The 22,832-nt window shown below is 60.6% G+C and carries 12 protein-coding genes; 8 read left to right on the forward strand and 4 right to left on the reverse strand.

Annotated elements, in window-relative coordinates; translation table 11 throughout:
- Positions 1-190 precede the first annotated feature (190 nt).
- The gene (locus tag BV034_RS11635) at positions 191-724 is read right to left on the reverse strand and encodes a GNAT family N-acetyltransferase (RefSeq protein WP_050027153.1); all 534 of its coding nucleotides are present in this window, start codon (positions 722-724) and stop codon (positions 191-193) included.
- A gap of 246 nt (positions 725-970) precedes the next feature.
- Positions 971-1,372 (reverse strand): hypothetical protein, encoded by a 402-nt coding sequence (locus BV034_RS11640; RefSeq protein WP_265592889.1) that lies wholly within the window; start codon positions 1,370-1,372, stop codon positions 971-973.
- Positions 1,373-1,919: 547 nt separating this feature from the next.
- Here BV034_RS11640 and BV034_RS11645 point away from each other — a divergent pair.
- Positions 1,920-2,507, forward strand: a complete 588-nt coding sequence (locus BV034_RS11645; RefSeq protein WP_265592890.1) for an ATP-binding protein — start codon at positions 1,920-1,922, stop codon at positions 2,505-2,507.
- Between the two features lie 186 nt (positions 2,508-2,693).
- Here the strand turns inward: BV034_RS11645 and BV034_RS11650 are convergent, their stop codons facing one another.
- Positions 2,694-4,121 (reverse strand): deoxyribodipyrimidine photo-lyase, encoded by a 1,428-nt coding sequence (locus BV034_RS11650; protein WP_050027159.1) that lies wholly within the window; start codon positions 4,119-4,121, stop codon positions 2,694-2,696.
- 173 nt (positions 4,122-4,294) lie between these two features.
- Here BV034_RS11650 and BV034_RS11655 point away from each other — a divergent pair, with 173 nt between their 5' ends.
- Complete coding sequence (locus tag BV034_RS11655; RefSeq protein WP_050027161.1) at positions 4,295-5,041, forward strand: PD40 domain-containing protein; 747 nt, start codon at positions 4,295-4,297, stop codon at positions 5,039-5,041.
- 5 nt (positions 5,042-5,046) lie between these two features.
- Positions 5,047-6,870, forward strand: a complete 1,824-nt coding sequence (locus BV034_RS11660; RefSeq protein ID WP_265592891.1) for a LamG domain-containing protein — start codon at positions 5,047-5,049, stop codon at positions 6,868-6,870.
- Between the two features lie 115 nt (positions 6,871-6,985).
- Here BV034_RS11660 and BV034_RS11665 read toward each other — a convergent pair whose 3' ends face one another.
- The gene (locus BV034_RS11665) at positions 6,986-12,748 is read right to left on the reverse strand and encodes an autotransporter-associated beta strand repeat-containing protein (RefSeq protein ID WP_050027165.1); all 5,763 of its coding nucleotides are present in this window, start codon (positions 12,746-12,748) and stop codon (positions 6,986-6,988) included.
- A 739-nt stretch (positions 12,749-13,487) separates the two neighbouring features.
- Here BV034_RS11665 and BV034_RS11670 point away from each other — a divergent pair.
- The 5 genes from BV034_RS11670 to BV034_RS11690 form a co-directional block, all read left to right on the forward strand.
- Positions 13,488-14,981: a hypothetical protein gene (locus BV034_RS11670; protein ID WP_050027167.1), complete on the forward strand. Its 1,494-nt coding sequence runs from the start codon at positions 13,488-13,490 to the stop codon at positions 14,979-14,981.
- 186 nt (positions 14,982-15,167) lie between these two features.
- Positions 15,168-18,800: a c-type cytochrome domain-containing protein gene (locus tag BV034_RS11675; RefSeq protein WP_050027170.1), complete on the forward strand. Its 3,633-nt coding sequence runs from the start codon at positions 15,168-15,170 to the stop codon at positions 18,798-18,800.
- 233 nt (positions 18,801-19,033) lie between these two features.
- Positions 19,034-19,741: a hypothetical protein gene (locus tag BV034_RS11680; RefSeq protein ID WP_050027172.1), complete on the forward strand. Its 708-nt coding sequence runs from the start codon at positions 19,034-19,036 to the stop codon at positions 19,739-19,741.
- Positions 19,742-19,871: 130 nt separating this feature from the next.
- Complete coding sequence (locus tag BV034_RS11685) at positions 19,872-21,182, forward strand: cytochrome c biogenesis protein ResB (RefSeq protein ID WP_050027174.1); 1,311 nt, start codon at positions 19,872-19,874, stop codon at positions 21,180-21,182.
- Positions 21,179-22,832, forward strand: a 1,654-nt coding sequence (locus tag BV034_RS11690) for a hypothetical protein (protein ID WP_050027176.1), incomplete at its 3' end; no start/stop codon positions are given. The genes BV034_RS11685 and BV034_RS11690, both read left to right, overlap by 4 nt.

Consider the following 22,832-nt stretch of genomic DNA (forward strand, 5'->3'; position numbering starts at 1 on the left):
CGCATGCCACCCCGGGCATAGGTGTGAGGGTGGGTCATATTCGTACCAGTAGTGGGCAGGAAAAGGGCTTCGCGACACTATGTGTCTTGAGAATCTCCCCCGGATTCCTGGGCCTCCTGGCCGAGGATTAACCTTCCCTTCGTTTGGCAATAAGGGGCATTCTGATGCCGGTGGGAGCTGACCCGTGTGATCAAGGCAGGGCTTCACCCGGCATCGTCGCATCTGCAGGCGCTTCACCCACAAATCGGTGCATGAGATAGGCATCCACGTAGCCCAGCTTCGCATGATGGAATGCCTGGGGCAGGGTGGCAAGGATCTTGAAACCATGCCGCTGCCAGAGTCGCACCGCCGTGCCGTTCGTGCTGACGACGATGTTGAACTGGATGGCCCGGTAGCCCAACCGTTCCGCCTCCGCAATTGAGTGCTCCGCCATGATGGAGCCGACGCCCATGCCCCGGGCACTGCCGGCGGTCATGTAGCTGCCATTGGCCACGTGAGCCCCGCGACCCGGCAGATTGGGCTTCAGGATATAACTGCCCACCACCTGGCCGCCGCCATCCACGGCGACATAGGCGTGGTTGCCTGGAGCGAGCCAGTAAGCCAGCGCTTCTGACCGGCTCATGTGCTCCGGAAAGACGTAGGCATCCCCACCCTGGATCACTTCATGGAAAATGTGCCAGATGGCATCGTGGTGCTCGGAGGCAGCAGGGAAGAGGTGGATCATGGCGATGGCCAGGTTTGAACAGAGGCTTTCTGTCCCAACTTAGACCATGGACCGCCGCGGATCGACAACCGATTTTCTGATCGGCAACGGGAATAACTTGGAAGGGATTCTGCTGAGGCTCCGGTTGGCCGGGCCGGAAACCTGCAGAAGGGGCGCAGCAGAATGTTGCTTGTGCCCATGAGGGCAGTAGTCGGGCGTCAGGACGTATGCCAGGTGCCCGGGCTGCGCGATCGGAATATCAATTCATCAGGCGCGGGGCAGCGCGAGATAGGGAGAGGTCACGCGCGCGCTCTTACCAGCCTGATGACCGGTCGCCACATGCACGCGGGCCAGAGCAGGCTGCGGAGCGTGATGGAACACACTCAGGAATTGCTCCCAAGGGTGAAGCACCGCGTTCATGGCGGCTTCCATCAGCTCCTTGCGACGGGCGGCGCTCTTGGCACGGCGGGCTTCTTTGATCCGCACACGTTCGAGCACGGCAGCCAGCACCCGGCTTTGAGTCAAGGTAGGCACCTCGGCGGTCTGGGGATTGAGGATACGGTATTCGCTCATGGAGATGGAGTTCTCCGAGTAGATGGTCGTCTCGATGGAAGTAGTCTCGCTTTCGTCAAAGTGACGGATGCGGTCAGTCGTGGTCTTGGTTTTCATGTTTTGATTGCCTTGTGGGCGGCTCTTATCTAACTTCTTGTTCTCAGCACTGCGATTGTGACGCGGGGTTGAAGCCAGTTCCGTTTTCATGGGTTTAAGGGACCATACGCGCAGCGAGCCGGATAAGACTGTGTTCGTCTATTGAGGCAACCTCCCAGGTATGCTCGAGGGCTTTCGAATGCTTCAACGAAGCGACCACGGTGACGTAAGCATGAGAGAGCAGAATGGGGCTGCCGCCGTTGCAAACATACACTTGGGATTGGGCAAAATGAGGTGAGGCAAAAGGAGGCCAATTTTGGAACGGATTTTGAACACTTTTTAGAGAGGTTTTTTTGCTCATCCTGAGGAGCTTAGAGAGGCGGTGATTGAGGGTTTTCGGCAGTGGCAAAAAAGTAACGAGACCATTACGGCCAATCTGGAGTTTCCGGCGAATATCACCAAAATGTTCGCTTTCTCAGACACCTTATCATCGCGCGAAGACAGGCCCGATCAGGCGCTTCAGGTTGCCTCGACCTTCAAAAGGGAGGCGAGATCTTTTCGCCCGCTCGTGGCCGGGAAGGAACGCGGCGAGTCTGTCCGTCGCCGGGCACGACGTCTGGCGGAAATTCCCGACAGTCATTTGAAACCCTTCGAGCCGTGGCGGACGAGTCTCCCCCGGGAAGTGGTGCAGCGGGCCTTGGATTGGTGTGTGGAAGGGGCTGAAGATTCCCATGGCATTGGCCTGCTGGGGCCGGATGGGATGGGCAAGACCCGGATGCTTGTCACGTTGCTCCTGCAACTGCCGGACACCTGCTCGTGGATGTATCTACCGGCCTCCCGGCTGGCCACGGCGGTTAAGGATCAACACGACGATGACGCCCGGGTGGTGCAGAGAGCTCGCCGACTGCTCAGCGATGCGCGGCGGGTGCGGGTGCTCTTGTTGGACGACATGGGGGAGGAGGACGCGCCTCGGGAGGCCGCGCCGGAGCTTGAAGCCCTGCTCGACCACCGAGGCTCTTGTGGCCTGCCTGTCCTGTGGACCAGCCAGTTCGGGCTGAACGAACTGGCGGCCCGCTATGGTGGCGAAGGGTGGGCGATTGTGCGCCGCCTCACCCAGGCCACCTGGTTGGTGGAGATGGGAGATGCGGAAGGGTGAGATTGGCTCAGTCGCAGAGGCATGGGGAACTCCGAGATCGAAACGGAGGGTTAGATAGAATTTACGGAATTTGGGTTAACCTAAGGACCCGCTTCAGCGACATGAAATCTCCAGCTCGAAGCTCATTCTGATAATTCCGTCTAAAAGTTCAGTCTCAGTGTTCTCTGTGCCTCTGTGGTTTAATTTTTATCGCTTCGTTGCCGCCTTGAACCGTTGCAGAGTGCGATCCCGTTCTGTGGCGTGATCCACCATCGGAAGGGGGTAGCCTTTGGCCAGGGGGAGACCATTGGTGGGCGGAGCGAAGAATTTCTCCGCGGGTACCTCCTTGAGCTCCGGCACCCAGGTCTTGATGTACTTGCCTTCGGGATCGAAGCGCTTGGTCTGGGTCCAAGGATTCTGGATGCGGAACCACGGCGCAGCGTCGGCACCCGTGCCGGCGCTCCACTGCCATCCGCCGTTGTTGCTGGCGATTTCTCCGTCCACCAGGAGCTGCATGAAGTGACTCTCGCCCTCCATCCAGTGCACGTGAAGATCCTTGGTGAGGAACATGGAAACAATCATGCGGACGCGATTGTGCATCCAGCCGGTGGCGAGGAGCTGGCGCATGCCAGCATCCACCAGCGGAAACCCGGTGCGGCCTTCCTTCCACGCCGTGAAAGCCGCGGGATCCTCATGCCAGGAGACCCCGCGCAACTCGGGGTTGAAGTCCGTCTCCAGCACCTCAGGAAAGAAGTGGAGCACAGCCATGTAGAACTCCCGCCAAGCCAGTTCCTTGATGTAGGTGTTGATGCCTGACTGTGCTCCCGGTTGTCCACCCGCACGGGCCAGCGCCTGCTGACAGCGATGATAGAGCTCCCGGATGCTGATGAGGCCATATCGCAGGTCCGGGCTGAGTTGAGAGGTGCCGGGTACGGAAGGGAAGTTGCGCGTTTCCTCGTACCGGGGGAGCCCGGCACTGTCCACAAAGGCCTTCATCCGGTCTCGAGCGGCTTTTTCGCCGGGGGTGGGCAGGGTCGCGGTGGGCTCTGGCAGGTGCCAGTGGGCCACCGTGGGGAGGAGCAGGCTCTTGATCTTAGGGGAGGGTGCGTCTCCCAGGGTGCGTACCTTGCCGAGAGGCTGGGTTTTAGGAAGCGACAGCCAGTTCCGAGAGTAGGGGGTGAAGACCCGGTAGGGGCCGCCGCTCCCGGTCAGCACCTCATCAGATTCATGAAGGACGGCGTCCTTGAAGGAGTGGAACGTCACCCCAAGACTTTTGCAGAGGGCTGCCACCTTCACTTCCACCATTTTCCCGTAGGGATCGGGGTCGCGATTGACATAGAGCGCGGTGGCCCCGGTCTCGCGGAGAAGTAGCTCAATCTCCGACACCGCATCTCCAGACCGGATGATGAGACGGGAGCCGATGGCCTCCAGATTCCTGGCCAGAGAGCCCAGATTGCCGCATAAAAAATGCTGGCGATTGGAGCCCGTCCAGGAGTGCGCCTTCTTCCAGGTGCTCAGGACGTAGAAGGGGATCACCTGATCGGAGCCTGTGTGTGCGGCGTGTAGCGCGGTATTGTCGGTAAGCCGCAGGTCGCGGCGAAACCAGTGCAGGGAGACGGGTGTTTTGGTCGACATATGAAGGGGAAGACGAAGGTGCACCTATACGCCGGCTGCACCGCAACCGGAGGCATGGTTTAATTGTATCAAGAATCTTTTCCTCGTTGCCCGGTGGGGAGGATGTGTGCAGATTTACGATTCTGAATTTTCGTTCATCTAGTTTATCGTTCGCCCCCTCCTCATCCTAGTACATGTCGCGCATTTGGAAGATCTATGTTCCTGTTTTTGTGGTGATTACGGCGGCAGCGATTGCCGTGGTGGACTGGAGGCAGAACCGTGAGAAAGACGACCGCGCAGAAGAAGTGCCGCTGGATCTGGACCCAAAGAAAATGACGGGGCTGTCCCGCGTAGGCTCTGGGTTCCTGGTGTGGGAGCGCCGCACGAAGTCGGGCGCGTGGGAGATCTGGTCAAAGCGTCTCAACGGAGGGAAGGAACGCCGTCTGGTGCCGACTGAGGCTGGAAGGGATCACTTCTGTCCCAAGATCTCTCCCGACGGCAAGAGGGTGGCATATTTGAGCTATCCGCGGGGTTCCACGGGCTACCCCGGGCATGTGGGACGGCATGGTGTGCTGTGGGTGATGGACCTGAAGAGCCGGAAACGCCGTGCGGTGGCTCCGGAGGCCCGTAGCTATGCGGAGCATCGGGCTGTGGTTTGGAGAAGTGAGGATCGGGTGTGTTTCATCGACAACAAGGGGTTCACCCAGGAGTTCAGCCTGAGCACGGGGCAGACGACGCGCCTGCTCAAGCAGCCCAGTGAGGTGTTTGGTTACCTCATGAGCCCGGACGGGAAGCATGCCACCTCCGGTACGCCGGAATTTGCCAGGGTGGACACGGAGGGGCAGACCCTCTGGCATGAGCAGCGGCAGAGTGGCTGCCAGCCGTACTTCACCGCAGACAGCAAGTGGGGGTTTTGGATGGGGGGGCCGGCGGGCCGGTGAACAAGATGCGCCTGGCCACTCGCGAGATCAGCCAGATCCTGCAGAAGGACGATGAGCGCATGCACGGGAAGAGGAATTACATCTACTTCCCGATGGTCTCGCCCTGCCAGCGGTTGATCGCATTCGGTGCTTCCCCAGACAGCCATGACCACTTCGAGGCGGACTACGATTTGTACCTCGCCCACCTGAACCCGGTGACGCTGGAGATCATCGGCAATCCTGTACGATACACCAGCTTCAAGGGAACGGACCGGTATCCTGATGTGTACCGTACGGAACTCCCCCTGGGCACCCGATATGTGGAAGGGGAAACAACTCTGGACTTTGCCGTGAAGGATGCAGGGAAAGGACAGTGGGGCTGGCACATGACCGGCAAGGTGAACTACGAGGGGGACAAGGTGCGGCACACGTTCAAAAAACCGGGTGAATATTGGATCGAGGCCCGACAGCTTCCGGATGGGGTGAAGCTGCGTGGTTATGTGCACGTGAGTCCGCCTGCTCCGCCCAAGGTCGAAGGAGCCCGACGCGAGGGCAAGGATGGCATTGTGGTGGATTTCGACGAGCCGGTGGACAGCAGCGAGGCCATCGTCAAGCTGGCAGATGGGACGGTGCTCAAGAACTGGAAACTGAGTGAAGGAGACCTTTCCCTCACCGTGAAGCTTCCGGAGCAGTCCAAGGACGCTGAGGCGTTGGTGATCGAGGGTTTCAAAGACCGGGCACAGCATCCCAACCGGATGTCTGCGACGGCCCTGCGTGTACCCAAGGCCGCCTGGCCAGCCACAGATGAAGGACTCGTGTTTGTCTGGGAACAGGTGCGCGGTCTGACCAAGCTGCCCAATGGCAACCCCTGCACGGTGGTACCGCAGGGGGTGGCCTTCTGGGACCAGCGGGGTGCCATGAAACTACGAGGCGGCTGGTTTGATGCACCTGAGGCGGGTGAGCTGGTCTCCTCCGAATGTCGGAAGACCCATGAGGTGAGTCTGGAGATGGTGATCACACCGCAGGGCAATGTGAAGGAGAAGGAGGACCGCCGCATTCTGACCCTGGCGAACAATGATCAGGAGCGGAATCTCACGATCATCCAGCGCGGTCCAAGGCTCTTCCTCTGGATGAGAACCCCGGCCAATGGGCCGGCGGGTGATGTGGAGGAGACCTCCCTGGCCGTGGTGCAAAAGGGGTACCCGCACCACCTCGTGCTGGCCTACGGCAAGGACAAGCTGACGGTGTATGTGGACGGGCAGGCGGCCTGGACGAGAAACCGCATCACGGGCGACTTCAGCAACTGGGAGTCCATGAAGATGCGTCTGGGAGCCTCATCAGAGGGCAAGCAACCCTGGCGTGGCGAGATCGAGCGGGTGCTGATCTACAATCGCAAGCTGAGCGACGAGGAAGTGGCGCAGCATGCCAACTCATCCATCGTGATGTCCGGCCAGCGTCTTCCTGTGAAGGAGGGCGTCGTTTGGGCGAAGTTGGTGGAGATGTCTCCCACCCCCACGTTGCAGGAGTTCCAGCCCTATACAGAGGCCCTCGTCAATCATCTCTATGAAGTGACCGAGGTGGTGGAAGGGGCCGGCGACCTCGGGGTGAAACCCGGGGATCAGATCGTGGTCTCGCAGTGGAGCTGGATGGGGGCGCAACCCCTCCCAGCCCAGAAGCTGCAAGTAGGGCAGACCTTGAAACTCCGCCTGCAGCGCCCGGAAGACCATCCGGAACTGGGCAGCCTGTTCGTGAAAGAAGGGTTGAGCAGCGGGTTCGATGCGCCAACGTTTCACGACGTCGGGGACTGGGATGCGGCGCTGGAAGGGAGTGTGCCGCAAGCGGCACGTTGAGACGGCTTCGCCTGGATTGTCGGCGCGACCTTTGGCGAGAGGTGTCCAACGGCAGTTTGAAATATGCCTCTGTGAAACTCTGTGCCCTCTGTGGTTAAACGGATTTCATTTGTCTCTACCGGCCCAAGCCTTGTTTGCGGCGTTTGCGGAGGAGGAAACCAGCCCCTGCCATGAGGAGCAGCATGGCGCGGGAGGGTTCGGGGATGGCAATCACGGAAATGTAGCCGGTCTGGCCGATGAGACTGGTGTCCCACTTCAGCCCTGCGGCAAGAGTGGGGAGTTCGTAGGTGGCAAAGGTACCGGTGATGCCGCCGGCGGTGACGTTGGCCCAGTCGATGAGCTGCCAGGAGTCGCCCAGGTTCCAATTCAAGGCATCCCCGGCCGCGTCCTCCACTTTGAGGGTGCCGCCCAGCTGGACTGCGCCGGTGTTGTTGAACTTGAGTACATCGCTGTAGAGCTGGCCGTGGTCGGAACCCATGGTGTCATCTTCCTGGCCGAAGATGTCGAGCAGGAGCACGCCATTGAGCAGGACGGTGCCGGTGCCGGTGCCGAGATGAAGATTCAGGTCGGAGGTGAAGAGGTCGTCGCCGAGATTGCCCACTCTCAAGGTCCCGTTGATTGTGATATTGGCGTTGGTGGTGTTGATGGCTCCGCGTCCCGCCAAGGTGGCCCCGGCCGCGATGGTGACCTGCCCGGTGCCGGTGGCGCTGCCGGTGAGGGTGTTCACGAGCAGGGTTCCTGCGTTGATGCTGGTGCCGCCGCTGTAGCTGTTGGCGTCATTGCTGAGCTCCATGGTGCCTGCGCCGCCTTTGTTAAGGGCTCCTGTGTTGGTGATCCGGCCGCTGATGATGAGGTCCGTCTCTGAGTTTGCCGTAATATCCTGAACCGTCCAGTTGGCGGCGGCAACATGGCTGACCAGAGTGCTGATCTCTGATGCGGTGGCACTGCTGCCTGTGACCTGCCAGTTGGTGGCGCTGGAGGCCCGGACCTCGTCGATCCCGTTGACGTTGCCGCCGTTCTGAAGCGTCAGATTGTTGAAGTACTGCTCCTCATTCAGCGTCAACAGCCCCCCGTTAACCACTACGGAGTCCGACATGCTTCCGTTGCCGCCGCCCAGAGTGTGGGTGGCGGTCAGGATGACGCTGGCCCCGGCATTGATGGTGAGCGTTCCGTTCCCTTCCATGCGATTGCCGCCAAAGCTGCCGCCGTTGATGGTGACGACGCCGCTGTTGACGATGAAATTCGTGGGGAGCAGGAGGAAGGAGGCGATCGTCATATTGCCTGCGCCATCTTTGATCAAGTTGCCGCCGCTGTTGGTGAATGCCCGGTCCAGCGTGACGAGGTCGGAGCGGTTGTAAGTCAAGGTTGCGCCTGAGGAGACGGTGATGGCCCCAGTGCCACCAAGCGTACCCGTGGTGCCGCCGTCGCCGACCTGTAGAACACCCCCATTGACAGCGGTGGTGCCGGTATAGGTGTTGGTGCCGGTGAGAATCTGCGTTCCCGTGCCGGACTTGGCAAAGGAGAGCGTGCCTGCGTCAAAGGTGTCGTTTTCCAGCACGCCTGAAAAGGTGCCGGAACCATTGCCTGCGCCAACAGTGAGGAGGCGGGCGCTTACGGCTCTCACTCGGCCGTTGCCGGTGAGGGCGTTAATGGTCTCGGCGGAGTTCAACCGGAAGACGGCGAACTCCTCGATGTTCACGTTGGAGTTGTTGTTGATCCGTTCTCCCGTGTTGATTTGGAAGATGGTGAGGTTGGAGGATGAGCCGCTGCGGATGTTCCAATTGCCCGTGAAACCATTGGTGTCACCGCTCAGGATGATCCGGTTGCCAGCCTGACCGGCACCGAATTGTTGGGCAGTGGCATTGCTCGGGGCAATGAGGCCGTTTTCAACGGAGATGGTAAATCCGCTGCCACCGGTGATGGCACCGGAGAACGTGGTGCTGTCGTGCGCACCTGAGCGGAGGATAACATCGTCATTCAGCGTGATGGCTCCGCTGAAGTTCGCGGAGCGGGTGACCTGGGTGGCAGTTGATCCGAGTGTGCCGATGACTGCGGTGGTGGCTGCGCTGACAGGACCGACATTGATGGCGTTGGAGGCGGTGATGTTGGCGCCCGCCGTCATGGGATCGAGGTACAACGCCAGGGTTCCAGCTGCAGTGCCGGCGTCCCCCAGGGTAATCGTGCCTGTGCCGAAGGCGGTGGCATTGAGCCCCACCAGGGTGCCCTGGCGGACGAGTGTGCCGCCGGTATAGGTGTTGGGGCCGGAGAGATTGACAGTCCCCGTATTCGTCTTCGTCAGCACGGAGGCTCCTCCGATCGTGTTACCTGTACTGGTGGTGATGGTATAAGTCGCGGTGCTGTTGTTGAAAGTGACACTCGAAGGCGTGAGGGCTCCCGTTACGGTGATGCTGGTGTTGGCTGCACCGTCCACAAAGGTCACGGCGTCCGCCTGGAAGAATCGCTCGGCGATGCTGGAGCCGTCCACCCAGTTGATGGCAGTGCCGATGTCCCAGGACCCGCTGGCAGCGCCGGTCCAGGTTACGGCCTTGTTTCCGAGAGACACCTGCAGTGCTGAGCCCGTGTCGGTGATGAGGGCGGCCCGGTAGGTCGCGGCGTTGGGCAGGATCAGATTGGCCAGGCCCGTGAGCGCGCCGGTATGGTTCAAGATCGTGTACGAGCTGCCCGGAGTGATGCCAGCCAGAGAGGTGAGATTGAGAGTGGTGGCCCCGCTGACATTGACCGTGCCGTTGACAGTGAGGGCGGCAGTTGTGCTAAGATCGGCATTGAGGAAGCTGCCTGCTTCGTGGGTGAGCGAGGCGCTGCCAGCGATGGTGCCGATCGTGCCCTCACCCGCGAGGGTGGAGAAATTGCTGACCGTCACAGCCGTGTTGCCGAGGCTGCCGGTGAGCGTGACGGTGGTCCCCTGGTTGGCGGCGAGCGAGGAGATGCTGGTGGCACCGGTGTAAGTACTGGCGCCGGACAGGGTGATGTTGGAGGTGCTGGCGACTGCTCCGAAGGTCACCCCAAAGTTGTTTCCGCCATCGCCGATGGCCCCGGAGATGGTTCCGCTGTTGCCGTAGGCGGTGATGCGGGCGTTGCCTGCCAGAGTGATGGAACCGGCGAGGTTGACGTTGCCTGCAAGCCGAATCGCTCCCAGTACGCCAACGGATTCCCCCCAGCCATTGCCAGAGATGGTCAGATTGTTCGTGTAGGTCCCGCCCGCACTGAAATAGAACTGGCCATTGGTGCCGATGTTGATGGCGGCCGTGCCAATGTCCGCGGTGTTGTCGACGGTCAGCCTGGCATTGGAGATGGCCATCGTGCCGCTGAAAGTGCTGTTGTTGCCTGAGAGGGAGTATCCGGAAGCCCCATTGCTGATGCCATTGTTGGTGCCGTTGAAGTTCAGCGCGCCTGCCCCGCTGAAAACGTTGGCGATGCCAGGAGAGTCACTGCGATTGTAGAGCACCGTTGCGCCTGAGGCGATGGAGACTGCGCCCGAGCCCAGAGAGCCCGATGTGCTGCCGGAGCCAACTTGCAAGATGCCGGCATTGACGGCCACCGCTCCGGTGGTGGTGTTATTTCCGGTAAGGATGAGCGTGCCGCCACTGACGGTGGTGGTGCCGGTGTAGTTGTTCACCCCGCTGAGGGTCACGGTGCCGGCAGTGGATTTGGTGACGCTGCCGGTACCGGTGAGCACGGTGCTGGCCGTGCCGGAACGCAAGTCGAAGCTGGTGGCATAGATCGAGCCCGTTGAGAGAGTGCCGCCGTTCAAGATCACACTGGCCACATTTACCAGGGCTTTGCTGCCAAGGCTGAAGGTGCCGGCATTCACCGTGATATCGCCGGTCATGTTGTACGTCAGGTTTGTACCCAGGGTCAGGGTGCCTGTGCCGTTTTTCACGAGTGAACCTGCGCCCACAAGCTGTCCGGACCCTACGCTCGTGGCGTTGAAGGTGTAGTCGTTTCCGGTGGTGTTGTTGACAGTCAGCAGGGCGGGCGCGACCGTTCCGACGAGGTTCACGGCTTTGGCGGTGCCAGGGGCCGTGGTGTCATCGAACGTGACGGCATCGTAGGACATGAAGACGTCATTGCTGCCGCCGTTGTTGAAGTTGGCGCTTGTATTGATGTCCCACTGGCCGTTGGCGGAGGCATTGTTCCAAACCAGGTTTGCAGCCCCCGTGGCGAGGGTGAGACGCAAGACATTGCCCACCACGGTGGTGCTGCCCGTGATGTGGGACTGGCCGAAGTAGTTGAAGTTGGTGCTCACTGTCCCGGTGCCGGTGATGCTGGCGGCCGTGATGAGGTCATAGGTGCTGCCTGCCGTGGCAGGCGAGCCGCTGAAGACGGGTGCGAGCGTGATCGCCGCAGCGTCAGTAAGGGTGAGGGCTCCGGTCAGCGTCGTGGTAGCCCCGGTGCGGGCTCCGAGGACGATCGTGGAGCCATTGTTGGCGGTGATCGATGCAAGGGTTTTACCTGTGGAGTCCAGACGGAAGGTTCCTGTGCTGTTGATCTCAACAGGGGAGCTGGCCAGGGTGCCGATGCCGGTGAGGGAGAGTGTGCCTCCGTTGATGATGGTGGAGCCAGTGTACGTGTTGGCTCCATTGAGGAGCATCAGCCCGGCGCCGGTCTTGGTGATGCCGTAGCCTGTGCTGCCTTGTTCGATGTTGGCATGAACGATGAGGTCGTTGACCGCTCCGCCGTCCGCGATGTTGAAAACCACGCTGTTGTTCACGTTGTTCTCCCGGATACGGATGAGTCCACTGATGACAGAGCTGTTGGCGGAGGCCAGGGTGTTGACCGCCGTGCCGGTGCCGCCGCTGTTTCCACCAAAGGAAAAGCGACCGCCGCCCGTCGTCTGCATAAGAGCGCCGGTGAGGTTGTAGGTAATACCCCAGCCGTTGTCACCGTTCGCCGCATGCGTGAGGGTGCCGCCGTTGAGATTCACGGTGTCGACCTTGGTGCCGTTGGTGTATCCGAAAGCGTTGTTGATGTTGAGCGACAAGGTCGCGCCGGAGTTCACGGTAATGGCTCCTCGAATGACCCCATTGCCGCCCTGGTCGCCGCCCGTGCTGTTGCCCAATTGCAGGGTCCCGCTGGTGACGGTGGTGCCGCCCGAGTAGGTGTTGGTGGCGGTCATAATGACCCGCGAACTGGCCTGGTTGGCGGTGGCAATGCGGACCGCTCCTGCTCCGGAGATGACGCCGCTGAGGGTGAGGTTCTTGGTGTCCCACTGCGTGGTGAAGTTGGCCCCACCGGCGTTCACCAGGATGGTGCCGGACATGGTGTGGTTGCCGTCTTCGTTGCGCAGGGTGCCGCCATCGATCACGAGGTTGTTTGTCAGGGTGAAGGCCGCATCGTTCTTGATCCAAAGCCGCAGCGTCCCGGTGTTGTTGATGGTGACCGTCCCTGTGCCCAGTGCGGTGACGGTTGAGGTGTTGGCCGCGGTGCCTCCAGTGCCGATGGAGATCGTCCCGCCGTTGATGGTGGTGGCGGTGAATCCGTTGGCAAGCAGGCCGATGGTCAGGATGCCGGTGCCGTTTTTCACCAAGGTGCCGCCATTGATGGCTCCACTCGTACCGTTGGCGAAGGTCCAGCTCCCGTTGTCATTGATGGTGGTGCTGGTGGGTGTGATCGTGCCGTTGATCGTGATCGTCTCACCCGTGGCCCCGGCGAAAATCGCATTGTGGCTCGCATTCGCCCAAGCGGCCAATGTGGTGGTGTCCGGACTGATGAACCAGTTCGTGTCCCCGGCGGCGGTGCTCCAGTTGTTGTTGGTGCCTGCTGTCTGCCAGGTGTAGTCGGCCCCGAGGGCGGCTGAGGCCAGGAGGCTGAGGAGCAGAGTCTGAAGGCCAGATTTGCGGGGCGGGGACGGCATCATGGGGAAACAGGGGATGTTTCATGATCCGTCGTGCCTCGCCCCATCACTCGGGCGGTGACTGGGGCTCAGTCAGCGTCGACAACAGGGCGTGGACATCGAGGGCGGCCGGGCAGATCTGCCCGGCCGACCCGCGACGGATCGTGGTTTGGCGGATGAGGGACTGCCGGGTACTCCGGGGTCCGATGGGTCTTGAGCTGGACTTTTGGACGGTTGGGAGAAAATCGAGAAGACCGGGAAGACGCCGGGGAGTGCGGCGCAAAGACCCAGAGCTCGTTGTATGGGATCTTGGAGGAGCTTCCGGCATACTGGATTGATTGCCGGAATGCGCAATCCGGCTGGATTCGCAAAAAGCGCAATGGAGTTGGCAAATTGCGCTGTCGAAATGAGCAGGGGATTGATTGCGGCATTCAACCATCCGGCTGAAAAAGTTGGTGCATCGAACCAGTAAGGCCGTGCCTCCCAGGTGTTCTCCGGCCTCTCGCCTTCTGGGCGGTTTGGATGACGATGGTGGAGCCGACAGGGGCTGCTTTCGGACGAGGTCTAAAAACTACACAGAACGGGGGCGGCAACTCCATCCGCCATGTCCTGGACGCCGATTCACATCGACTTGGGATTGGGGATGGCAATCACGCCCTCGAGGAACATGAAAACATGGTTCAAAATTGGCCTCCCGCCTTGCCCTTTCCCGCAATCCGCCTCTAATGCGCCTGCTTTTCCCGATTCCCCAAGCCTGTCGCCCATGTTTTCCGCCCTGCTCGATGCCTTTGCCCCTGGTGCCAAACTTCCCCGTTGGGCGACTGGCTTGATTCTGCTGGTGCTGGTGGGAGCCGGTTGGTTCTATGTGAAGCGGGCCGTGGATCATGGCTACGAGGTCAACGTGAAGCTGCAGCGGGCCATGGACACGGAGGTCAAGGATCGTTTCAACGGCGATGAGGTTGCGGCCGCCAAGGCCAACCGGCCGGTGAACGCTTACGATCTGAATGATCAGCGGGTGTACATGAACTATGGGAAGGGGCTGCGGGAGTCGAACTACGAGATGTTCATCACCCGTATGCGGATGCCGCTCTTCATGTATCTGCTTTCAACCACGGCAGATTCCACCCTGCGCCCCCAGGATCCGGAAGGGTTGAAGAAGTTCTACAACGAGTATTTCCCTGTGGCGCGGGCCTTCAACATTGGCCTATCCGTCGTGCTTCTGGTGGGGTTGTTTTTCGCCTTGCGGCACTGGTTGGGAAACTGGATGGGGCTGGCCTTCTGTCTGATTGTGGCCTTTCAGCTGTTCATCCTGAAAGCGCCTTATGTGCAGCCTGAGGTGCTGGTGGCGGCCCTCATCGTGGTGGCCGTGGCCTGGATCGTACGAACGCTCCAGGAGCCGAGGTGGTGGCATGCCCTGATCGCGGGGTTCTATCTCTGTGCCTGGCACATGACCAAGGCCAATGCCCTGGTGGCACTGGCGGCGGCAGGCGGGGTCATGGGCTTGCAGCTCATCTTTGCCAGCAACAAGCGCCGGATCGCCATCCTCATCGCCGGACCGGTGATGGTGCTTGGCTACATGCTGCCGATCTCCCCCTACCTCTACACATCGTACAAGACCTTCGGCAACCCGCTCTACAACGTACAGAGCATGTACTACATGTGGGCCACCGACGTGGACGACAAGCACGACATGCAGGGGATGGGGCTGGACCGCTCCCTGGAGAGCGTGGACAAGGACGGGGATGGGAAAGTGGACAATCCCGACGAACTGCCGAGCGCCAAAAAGTACTTCCGGGAACACTCGCTGGAGAGCATCGAGCGCCGGGTGGAACGCGGGGTGGTGATGATGTTCAACAACGCCCTGGCCGAGTACCCACCCTTCTTCGCCATGCTGCTGCTCTGGGGGGCGCTCATGCTGATGGCCATGGCCGTGAACTGGGAGCAGGCCTCATTGGGGCTCTTGAAGTGGAAGTGGGAGCTTTTCTACGTGGCGGGTCTCATGACGGCGTTTTGCTACCTGTTCGGCTGGTTCACCACGCTCAAGGTGGGGCCGCGCCTGGTGAATTCCATCTCTCTGGTGCCTCTCTTGTTCTGCATGGCGGTGGTGCATGGCCTGTTGAAAGACATGCCGGTGCGGCTGGGTAGACGGATCTTCTCACTGGAGAAACTGCTCATCGCTGGGTTCCTGGTGCTTTGGTTGGGTTTCACCGCCCTGCATCTGGCTGACGACCTCAACGGGGGCTACTTCGCCGGATAGCACTGATTCTGAGCAAAAAATGCCCGATGGCGTAACGCCGGGCCCTTTGGGACATCAACTTCTGTTACTTCTTTTTGTAAGGGCCGGAGATTGCCATGAAATTATGCTGGAATTGATTTATCCCGGCTGTGCCGTTCGTTTTGGACTTCAGTAGGAACACGATAACGTCATCCAGACCTTCTTAACATGCCAGCTTCAGCAGCCAGTCTCAGCCAGAGTGAATCCCCCGAGAACCCGTCCAACCCGCGTCGTCCGCTGGTGGGCTGGATCTGTGCCGTGGGGCTTGTGGTGCTCTTCGCAGTTTCGATGATGCTTGTCCCGCCTGTGACGAATGCGGCCAAAGCACTGCCGACTCCTGAGTGGGCGCTGTTTTTCGGGCGGTTCCATCCCATCGCGGTGCACATGCCGGTAGGGGTGCTCATTTTGGCCGCTTTCATGGAGGCGCTGGTCATGCTTCGCTTTCCCCTCGGACAGGCCGTCAAGGGGTCCGTGGGATTTGTGATGGGCTTTGGAGCCTTCGGAGCCATCGTGGCGGTGGTTTTCGGCATCCTGCTGTCCCGCGAGGGCGGGTACAAAGGGGGCATGTTCGCCGCGCACCAGACGTTGGGCATTGCCACGGTAGTCGGCTCGCTTTTGGCCCTCATCTTCAAGCAAATCTCCGAGGATAGCGGCGGTCGGATCCGGTTTGTGTATCGCGGGCTGCTCTTCCTCACGCTGGGGATCATGAGTGTGGGTGCCCACTTCGGCGGCAATATGGTGCACGGCAGCGACTACCTGCTGGAGTATGCGCCGAAGGACGTGCGCAACACTGTGCGAACCGTGGAGGCCAAAGTGGTGGATCTCTTTGCCCCGGCTGCGGTGCACGATGAGGTGAGCAGCGTCAATGCCGACACGACAGCCCCTGAGCCAGCTCCGGTCGGAACTCCCGCCCCCGCCATGGCGCCGGAAGCCAACGGGTCTGAAGTGGGCGGTGGGCCCGCGACTCCTGCGCCGACACCTTCTCCCGCTCCGGCCCCGGCCGTGGTGACCCCGGACGTGGTGGTCAGCCCGACGTTCTATGCCGCCGTGGTGGCTCCACTCATGGAGGCCAAGTGCAACAACTGCCACAATGCCGACAAGAGCAAAGGTGACCTCCGCTTGGACAATCATGAAGCCATTCTGAAAGGCGGCGAAAATGGCGACAACGTCGTGGCGGGCGATCCGGAGAAGAGTCTTCTGGTGGCTCGTATGAAGCTCCCGGTGGATCATGAGGACCACATGCCCCCGGAGAACAAGGATCAGCCGACGACCGAAGAAATCGAGCTGGTGGCGATCTGGGTGAAAGCTGGTGCCAGCAAAGAACTGAAGGTGACTGATGCGAATGTCCCCGACAACCTGAAGCCTGCGCTTCAGACGCTCCTTTCCAAGGCCAAAGGTGGCAGCGGCGGCAGCACGCCGCCGGTCATGGTGACCCTGGCGGAAGCGGCGGCGCAAACCCCGGCGGCGGGCGGCGTGGATCCTGCCGTGGCAGAGGCGATGAAAAAGATCAACGGCACGGGAGCTTCCCTGGCACCGGTGGCTCAGAATGCCAAGGAACTCCGCTTCACGGCGCTGAATGTGGCGCGTGACTACAGCGATGCGAACCTCAAGGAGCTCGAGTCCATCGGCAGCTCACTGGTGGCGCTCGATCTGGCTCGCACCAAGGTCACCGATGCAGGTTTGGGCGTTCTGGCCAAGATGACCAATCTCAAGGAACTCCACCTTGAAAACACGGCGGTGACGGATGCCGCTGGTTCCAGTTTGAAGGGACTGGCGAAGCTGGAATACCTGAACCTGTACGGCACGAAGGTGACGGACAAGATCCTGGTGGATCTGGAAGGGTTGAAGGCTCTCAAGTCGCTCTACCTCTGGCAGACGGCGGTGACCGAACCCGCTGCGGAAGCCTTCCGCGCCAAGCGCCCCGGCTTGCTGGTGAACATCGGCTGGACGGAGAAGGACAACGCGAAAGTGGTAGCGGCTCCTGCTCCGGCACCTGCTTCTGAGAAGCCCGCTGCGCCTGCTCCGGCTCCCGCCGCCGCTCCGGCAGGGAAGGCGGATCCGAATGCCAAGATCTACGCGGACATCGTGGCCCCGATCCTGGCTGCGAAGTGCAATGCCTGCCACGGCTCCGAGAAGAGCAAAGGCAAGCTGCGCATGCACACCTTTGCGGATCTGCTGAAAGGGGGCGGTGACGGCCCCACGACGGTGATCGCGAACAATGCCAAGGAGAGCTTGTTGTTGGTGCGTGCCAAACTGCCGCTGGATGATGACGACCACATGCCGCCGAGTGATGAGCCCCAGCTCACCAAGGAGGAACTGGCTCTCCTGGAGTGGTGGGTGGCGGAAGGAGCCAGCGAGACGCTGACCCTTGCGGCGGCCAAGAAGACTCCGGAGATCGAGGGGTTCGCCAACGCCTATCTTGCCACCAAGAAGCCTGCTGCCGCTCCGGCTCCTGTCCCTGTGGTGGCCAAGGTGGAGCCGAAAGCGCCTGCTCCTGCACCAGCGCCCGCGCCCGCACCTGCCCCGGCTGCAACACCTGCTCCCGCCCCCGCCAAGCCTGAAGCCGCACCGGTCGCAGCTGCTGCAGGCAAGGCTCTGGACCCCAATGCCAAGATCTACGACGAACTGGTTGCGCCCATCCTGGCCGCCAAATGCAACGCCTGCCACGGTACAGACAAGAGCAAGGGCAAGCTCAAGATGCACACCTTTGCCGACCTTCTGAAAGGCGGCAGCGATGGTGCCACTACCGTAATCGCTGGCAACACCAAGGACAGCCTCCTGCTGGTGCGTGCCAAGCTGCCCAAGGAAGACGACGAACACATGCCGCCGACTGATGAGCCACAGCTCAGCAAGGAAGAGCTGGCCTTCCTGGAGTGGTGGATCGCAGAGGGGGCGAGTGAGTCGCTGACCTTTGCCAACGCCAAGAAGACTCCGGAGATCGAAACGATCGCCAAAGCGCTCTACGCTGCCAAGCCTGCCAAGGCCGATGGGGGCAAAAAGACTGCCGAGAAACCGAAGGCCAAGCCTCTGACAGATGCGGAGAAGAAGACCATCGCCGAAGTGTCTGCCAAGGTCACCGCGCTGAACGCCTCCATGATGGCAGTGTCCCTGGACAGCGAGCAATTGCGTCTCGGTACGGTGAATGCAGCGGACAAGTTTGGCGACAAGGAACTGGCGCTGCTGGCTCCTGTGAACCCGCACCTCATCTGGGTGGATCTGGCCCGCACCAAGGTGACGGATTCAGGACTGGCCATGGTGGCAGGGATGAGCAACCTGGAGCGCCTGCACCTGGAGAATACCGCAATCACTGATGCCGGGCTCGATCATCTGGCGAAGCTGGGCAAGCTGGAGTACCTCAATCTCTACGGCACCAAGGTGACCGATGCTGGGCTGGCCAAGTTGGCCGGGGCCAAATCCCTGAAGAAGCTCTTTGTCTGGCAGACCGGGGCCACCCGGGAAGGGGCGAAGAAGCTGGAGGCACAAATCCCGGGCCTGATTGTGAATGTGGGTCTGAGTGAGGCTGAAATTGCCAAACTCATCGAGGCTGCCCAACCGCCGCCGAAACCTGCTGAGGCCCCCAAGCCAGCTGCTGCCCCCGCCAAGCCCGAGGAAAAGAAACCGGAGGCGAAAAAGCCTGAGCCACCCGCTGCGGTGCCTGCTCCCGCAAAGCCGGCCGAGGCGAAGCCCGCAGAGGTCAAGAAGCCCGATGCAGCCCCTGCTCCCGCCCCAAAGCCTGAAGAGAAGAAGCCTGATGCCCCGCCAGCGGCGCCAGCCCCTGCAGCGGACGCCAACAAGAAATGAGGCAAATGGAAAAGGGCGATCTGAAGGGGCGGCTGGTGACCTGACCGGAGCCTCTTCAGAAGTTCTGCTGATCTCGGAATGAAGGTGCGGCGTTTTGCCGCGCTGCGAACACCAGTCTGACTGATCCGCAACGACAACCCGCCCTAGCACGTATATATCCACCTTGTCTCCCGTCACGAAATGACCACTCACGGCTTGATGCCCGGGCGGGAGCCAGTCTAAGGAAGAAGAGGATGAACCGTTTTTTCAGCATGACGAAAGTGACCGGCCGCGAGCCTGGACGCAATGTCCAGCAATCCAGAGGGCCGGTATTCACCGGCGTGGGGATGTCTTTGGGGATCAGCGCGGGTCTGTTGCTGAGCTCTTGTGAGCGCCTGACTGAGCGCATGGAGATCAAGGAGTCTCGTACGATCTCTGAGCATGCCATCATGCCCAAGGCTGAAGCGACCAGCGCAGAGCGGTTCTTCGACACTCAACAGGCGCAGCCGCCGGCTGAGAATCCGCTCGCCTGGATCACGCCGGAAGGCTGGACGGAAGCGCCTGCGGGATCCGGTGGGGGCATGCGACTGATCGATCTGAGATTCGGCCCCAACCAGGAAGGGGAGTGCTATCTCTCCATCATGCCGGGTCAGGCGGGCGGTCTTGCGGCGAACGTCAATCGCTGGCGCACCCAAATGGGGCTACCGGCCTACACAGAAGCTGAACTGGCCGCTCTTCCCAAAAAGACCTTTGTGGGTCGGGATGCCACCTATGTGGCATTTGATGGTGATTTCAAAGGGGTGGGGGCCGAAGCGGCCGCGACCGGCTTTCGCATGCTCGGGCTGGTGCAGGAAGCCCCGGAGTTCACACTTTTTGTCAAACTTACGGGTCCAAAAGACCTTGTTGTAAAGAACGAGGCGGCTTTCGACCAGTTTGCGAGCTCCATCAGTCTGAAACGATAATCTCATGATCGCCTGCCTGGGTTCATGGAAAAAGCTCTGACCTGATCTGACATCTACCCCAGCGGAGCGGAAACAATCGCTCCCGATCCACCTCTCCATTTTCACTGCGAACCGCAACTCTTTCTCGTCAATGCCTGCCGTCAAGCCCACTCCGCCGCCGCGACCTGCTGTGCCGCTCCACATGAAGCTCTATCACTTCTTCGCCTCCTTTGGTCTGGCGACGGTGGTGCTGGTGTTCCTGCTGCTGATCACGTTCCTGGGCACACTGGAGCAGGTGGAGCATGGCTTGTTTGACAGTGTGAGGAAGTACTTCGACTCCTTTCTCATCACGAGCGTGGACCTGGCCTGCTGTCTGCGTGCCATGCATGTCAGCTATCAGGGCAACTGGAACTTGCCGGTGCTGATTCCCGGCGGCATGACCCTCATGGCGGTTCTGACCGTGAACATGATTCTCGGGGGCCTCATTCGCATTCGCAAGACTGGCCGCACGTTTGGCGTCATCGTCACTCACGGCTCCATTGTGTTCATGCTGGTGGCTGGGCTTGTCTCCTTCGTGTTCAAGAAAGAGGGCGCGGTGCGTCTTGCGGAAGGTCAGGTGGCGGATGAGTTTCAGAGCTTCCATGATGTGGTGATTGAAATCGAGCGCCTGGAACCCGTCTCAAAGGATGGGAAGCGGGTGGCGCTGGAGATTCCCGGACGGCAGTTCCAGGATCTGGCGGGGGGCAAGGCCCGTACCTTCGTGAACAAGGATCTTCCGTTCGACCTCATGGTCATGAACTACGAGGTGAACTCGGCCCCTAAGAAGGCAGCGGGTTCCTCAACCAGCCGCGAGGTGGCGGACGGCTATTTCCTGCAGACCCTCAAGGAAGAACTCGAACAGGAGCGCAATGCTGACGGTGCCTATGTGAAAGTCACCCCTAAGAAGGGTGGGGAGGCCCTGAAAGGCATTCTCTGGCGTTTCGCTGCCGCTCCCTTCTCGGTGAAGGTGGGGGATGAGGTGTATGGCATCTCCCTGACAAGGAAGACCTACAAACTGCCGTTTTCTGTGCGGTTGGATGACTTTCAGCGCGAAGTCCACCCTGGTACGGAGCGCGCCCGCAAGTTCACCAGTGTGATCACCAAGATCACCGGTGAGAAGGAAGAGAAGAAGATCATCACCATGAACGAGCCGCTCCGTGATGAGGGCTTCGCCTTGTTCCAGTCGGCATTCGATGTCGGCGAGCGCGGTGGTGCCATGGTGGAGTCGTCCACGCTGCAAGTGGTGAACAACCCCTCTGACCACTGGCCGCTCTATGCCATGCTCGCGACAATGGCCGGCATGCTCGGCCACATGATTGCCCAACTGGTCCGCTTCCTCCGCAAACCTGCTTCCCGTTCCTCCAAAGCCTTCCAGCCGGAGACCTCCTCCAGCGCTAGCACCACCAACCCTGCCACGCCATGATTGTTCGTTCTTTCCTCAGCCTGTTTCTTGCCGCAGTGGTGCCTGCGGCTGCCTTGGTGGCGCAAGAGCCTGCACCCTCAGCGCCCGTGTCGGCTCCGGCAGAAAAAGTCCAGCCGCCCGCGCCACCGCAGATGGCGGACCTGGCGACGGTGCTGGATCCAGAAGTCGTCGCTCTGCTGGCTGGCTTGCCAGCCCAGGAGTCGGGGCGCATCAAGCCACTGGATACGATCGCGCGTTTTCGCCTGCTGCGCTTCAGTGGTCGGCAATCCATTCTGGTGACGGAGGATGCGAAGTCATCTGGCAATCCATTGACGGATCCGGTGACTGGCAAGGAGTTGCTCAACGCCAAGGGCAAGCCCTACAATCTGAGTGCCACCGAGTGGCTGGCCTTGACCTGGTTCCGCCCGGACATTGCCAAGGATCTGCGCGTCTTCATCGTGGACAATTCAGACGCGATCATTGAGATCGGCGTCAAAGCCAAGAACAAGCGGGATCGTTACTCGTACAACGAACTGGTGTCGGGCCGGTCGAGCCTGATGAAGAAAATGCAGGAGATCCGCGAAGTGGACTCCAAGAACCGCAACCCGGTGCAACGCGCGCTCGGCAAGCTGGCGATGGATTTCCTCGACTACGAAATGATCATGGGGCATTTCGATTTTGCCCGTGATCCGTTTGGCGGGCTGGCCGCCACCGTGCCGACTGACATTCTGGCAGTGGGTGAGAGCGGGAAGGTGAGTGCCGCAGCCCTGGTTCCCAAGATTCAAGCGTATCTGCAGGCGCACCCGGAAGCGGCGGCTCCCATGAACAATCCCTGGCTGCGGGAGTATTTTCGCGCCGTTTTGGGGGCGCTGATGAGTGGCAATTCGGAAACGGTTCTCCGCATCTTCCCGCCAGACGACCACAAGGTGGAGATCTGGTATGGACCGGGTTCTGTGCTGCAGACGGCCATTGAAAATGGCACCGCCAAGGCAGATGAGCTCAAGCTGTTGTCAGAGTATGAAAACATCTACCGGAACCGGATGGATGTGGCCAAGTTCAAAACCAGCCTGGAGGCGTTTCACAACCATGTAGTGAAGTCCGCGGCAGAACGTGGGGAAAGCGGCCACATTGCCATGGAGCTCAAGTACCACAAGAAGGACTACTTCTTCTACGCACTTATCCTTTTTGTAGCGGGCACGATTGCTCTGTCATTGAGCTGGGTGGCACCGGAGGCGCTCTGGGGCAAGATTGTGCGGGTGCTGTGCTGGCTGGTCATGCTCGCCGGGGCGGCTTACGGCACGATGGGGATTGTGGTCCGCTGTCTGATCATGGAGCGGCCGCCCATCACCACTCTCTATGAGACGATTCTGTTTATCACGATCTCGTCTGTCTGGCTGGGATTGCTGATGGAAGGCGTCGGGCGTCGGGCCAAGGGTTTGGGATTAGCGGTGGCCTGTCTGGCCGGGATGTCCGGGTTGTTCCTCTCCTTGCGGTTTATGGAGATGGACGGCGCGGACACGCTCCAGGAACTCCAGGCGGTGCTGATCACCAACTTCTGGCTGTCCACTCACGTGCCCTGCATCAACCTCGGCTATGCCGCTGGCATGGTGGCCGCCATCTTCTCGATGATCTATTTCGTGATGCGGCTCTTTGGCATCACGAAGCACAAGG

It is taken from the genome of Verrucomicrobium sp. BvORR034 (assembly GCF_000739635.1).
Lineage (GTDB): Bacteria > Verrucomicrobiota > Verrucomicrobiia > Verrucomicrobiales > Verrucomicrobiaceae > Verrucomicrobium.

Excerpts from the sequence above, each read along its gene's own strand:
- BV034_RS11685 (WP_050027174.1), top strand. The coding sequence starts at position 19,872 with ATGCCTGCCGTCAAGCCCACTCCGCCGCCGCGACCTGCTGTGCCGCTC.
- BV034_RS11650 (WP_050027159.1), bottom strand. The coding sequence starts at position 4,121 with ATGTCGACCAAAACACCCGTCTCCCTGCACTGGTTTCGCCGCGACCTG.
- BV034_RS11660 (WP_265592891.1), top strand. The coding sequence starts at position 5,047 with ATGCGCCTGGCCACTCGCGAGATCAGCCAGATCCTGCAGAAGGACGAT.
- BV034_RS11675 (WP_050027170.1), top strand. The coding sequence starts at position 15,168 with ATGCCAGCTTCAGCAGCCAGTCTCAGCCAGAGTGAATCCCCCGAGAAC.
- BV034_RS11665 (WP_050027165.1), bottom strand. The coding sequence starts at position 12,748 with ATGATGCCGTCCCCGCCCCGCAAATCTGGCCTTCAGACTCTGCTCCTC.
- BV034_RS11670 (WP_050027167.1), top strand. The coding sequence starts at position 13,488 with ATGTTTTCCGCCCTGCTCGATGCCTTTGCCCCTGGTGCCAAACTTCCC.
- BV034_RS11655 (WP_050027161.1), top strand. The coding sequence starts at position 4,295 with ATGTCGCGCATTTGGAAGATCTATGTTCCTGTTTTTGTGGTGATTACG.
- BV034_RS11640 (WP_265592889.1), bottom strand. The coding sequence starts at position 1,372 with ATGAAAACCAAGACCACGACTGACCGCATCCGTCACTTTGACGAAAGC.
- BV034_RS11635 (WP_050027153.1), bottom strand. The coding sequence starts at position 724 with ATGATCCACCTCTTCCCTGCTGCCTCCGAGCACCACGATGCCATCTGG.
- BV034_RS11680 (WP_050027172.1), top strand. The coding sequence starts at position 19,034 with ATGAACCGTTTTTTCAGCATGACGAAAGTGACCGGCCGCGAGCCTGGA.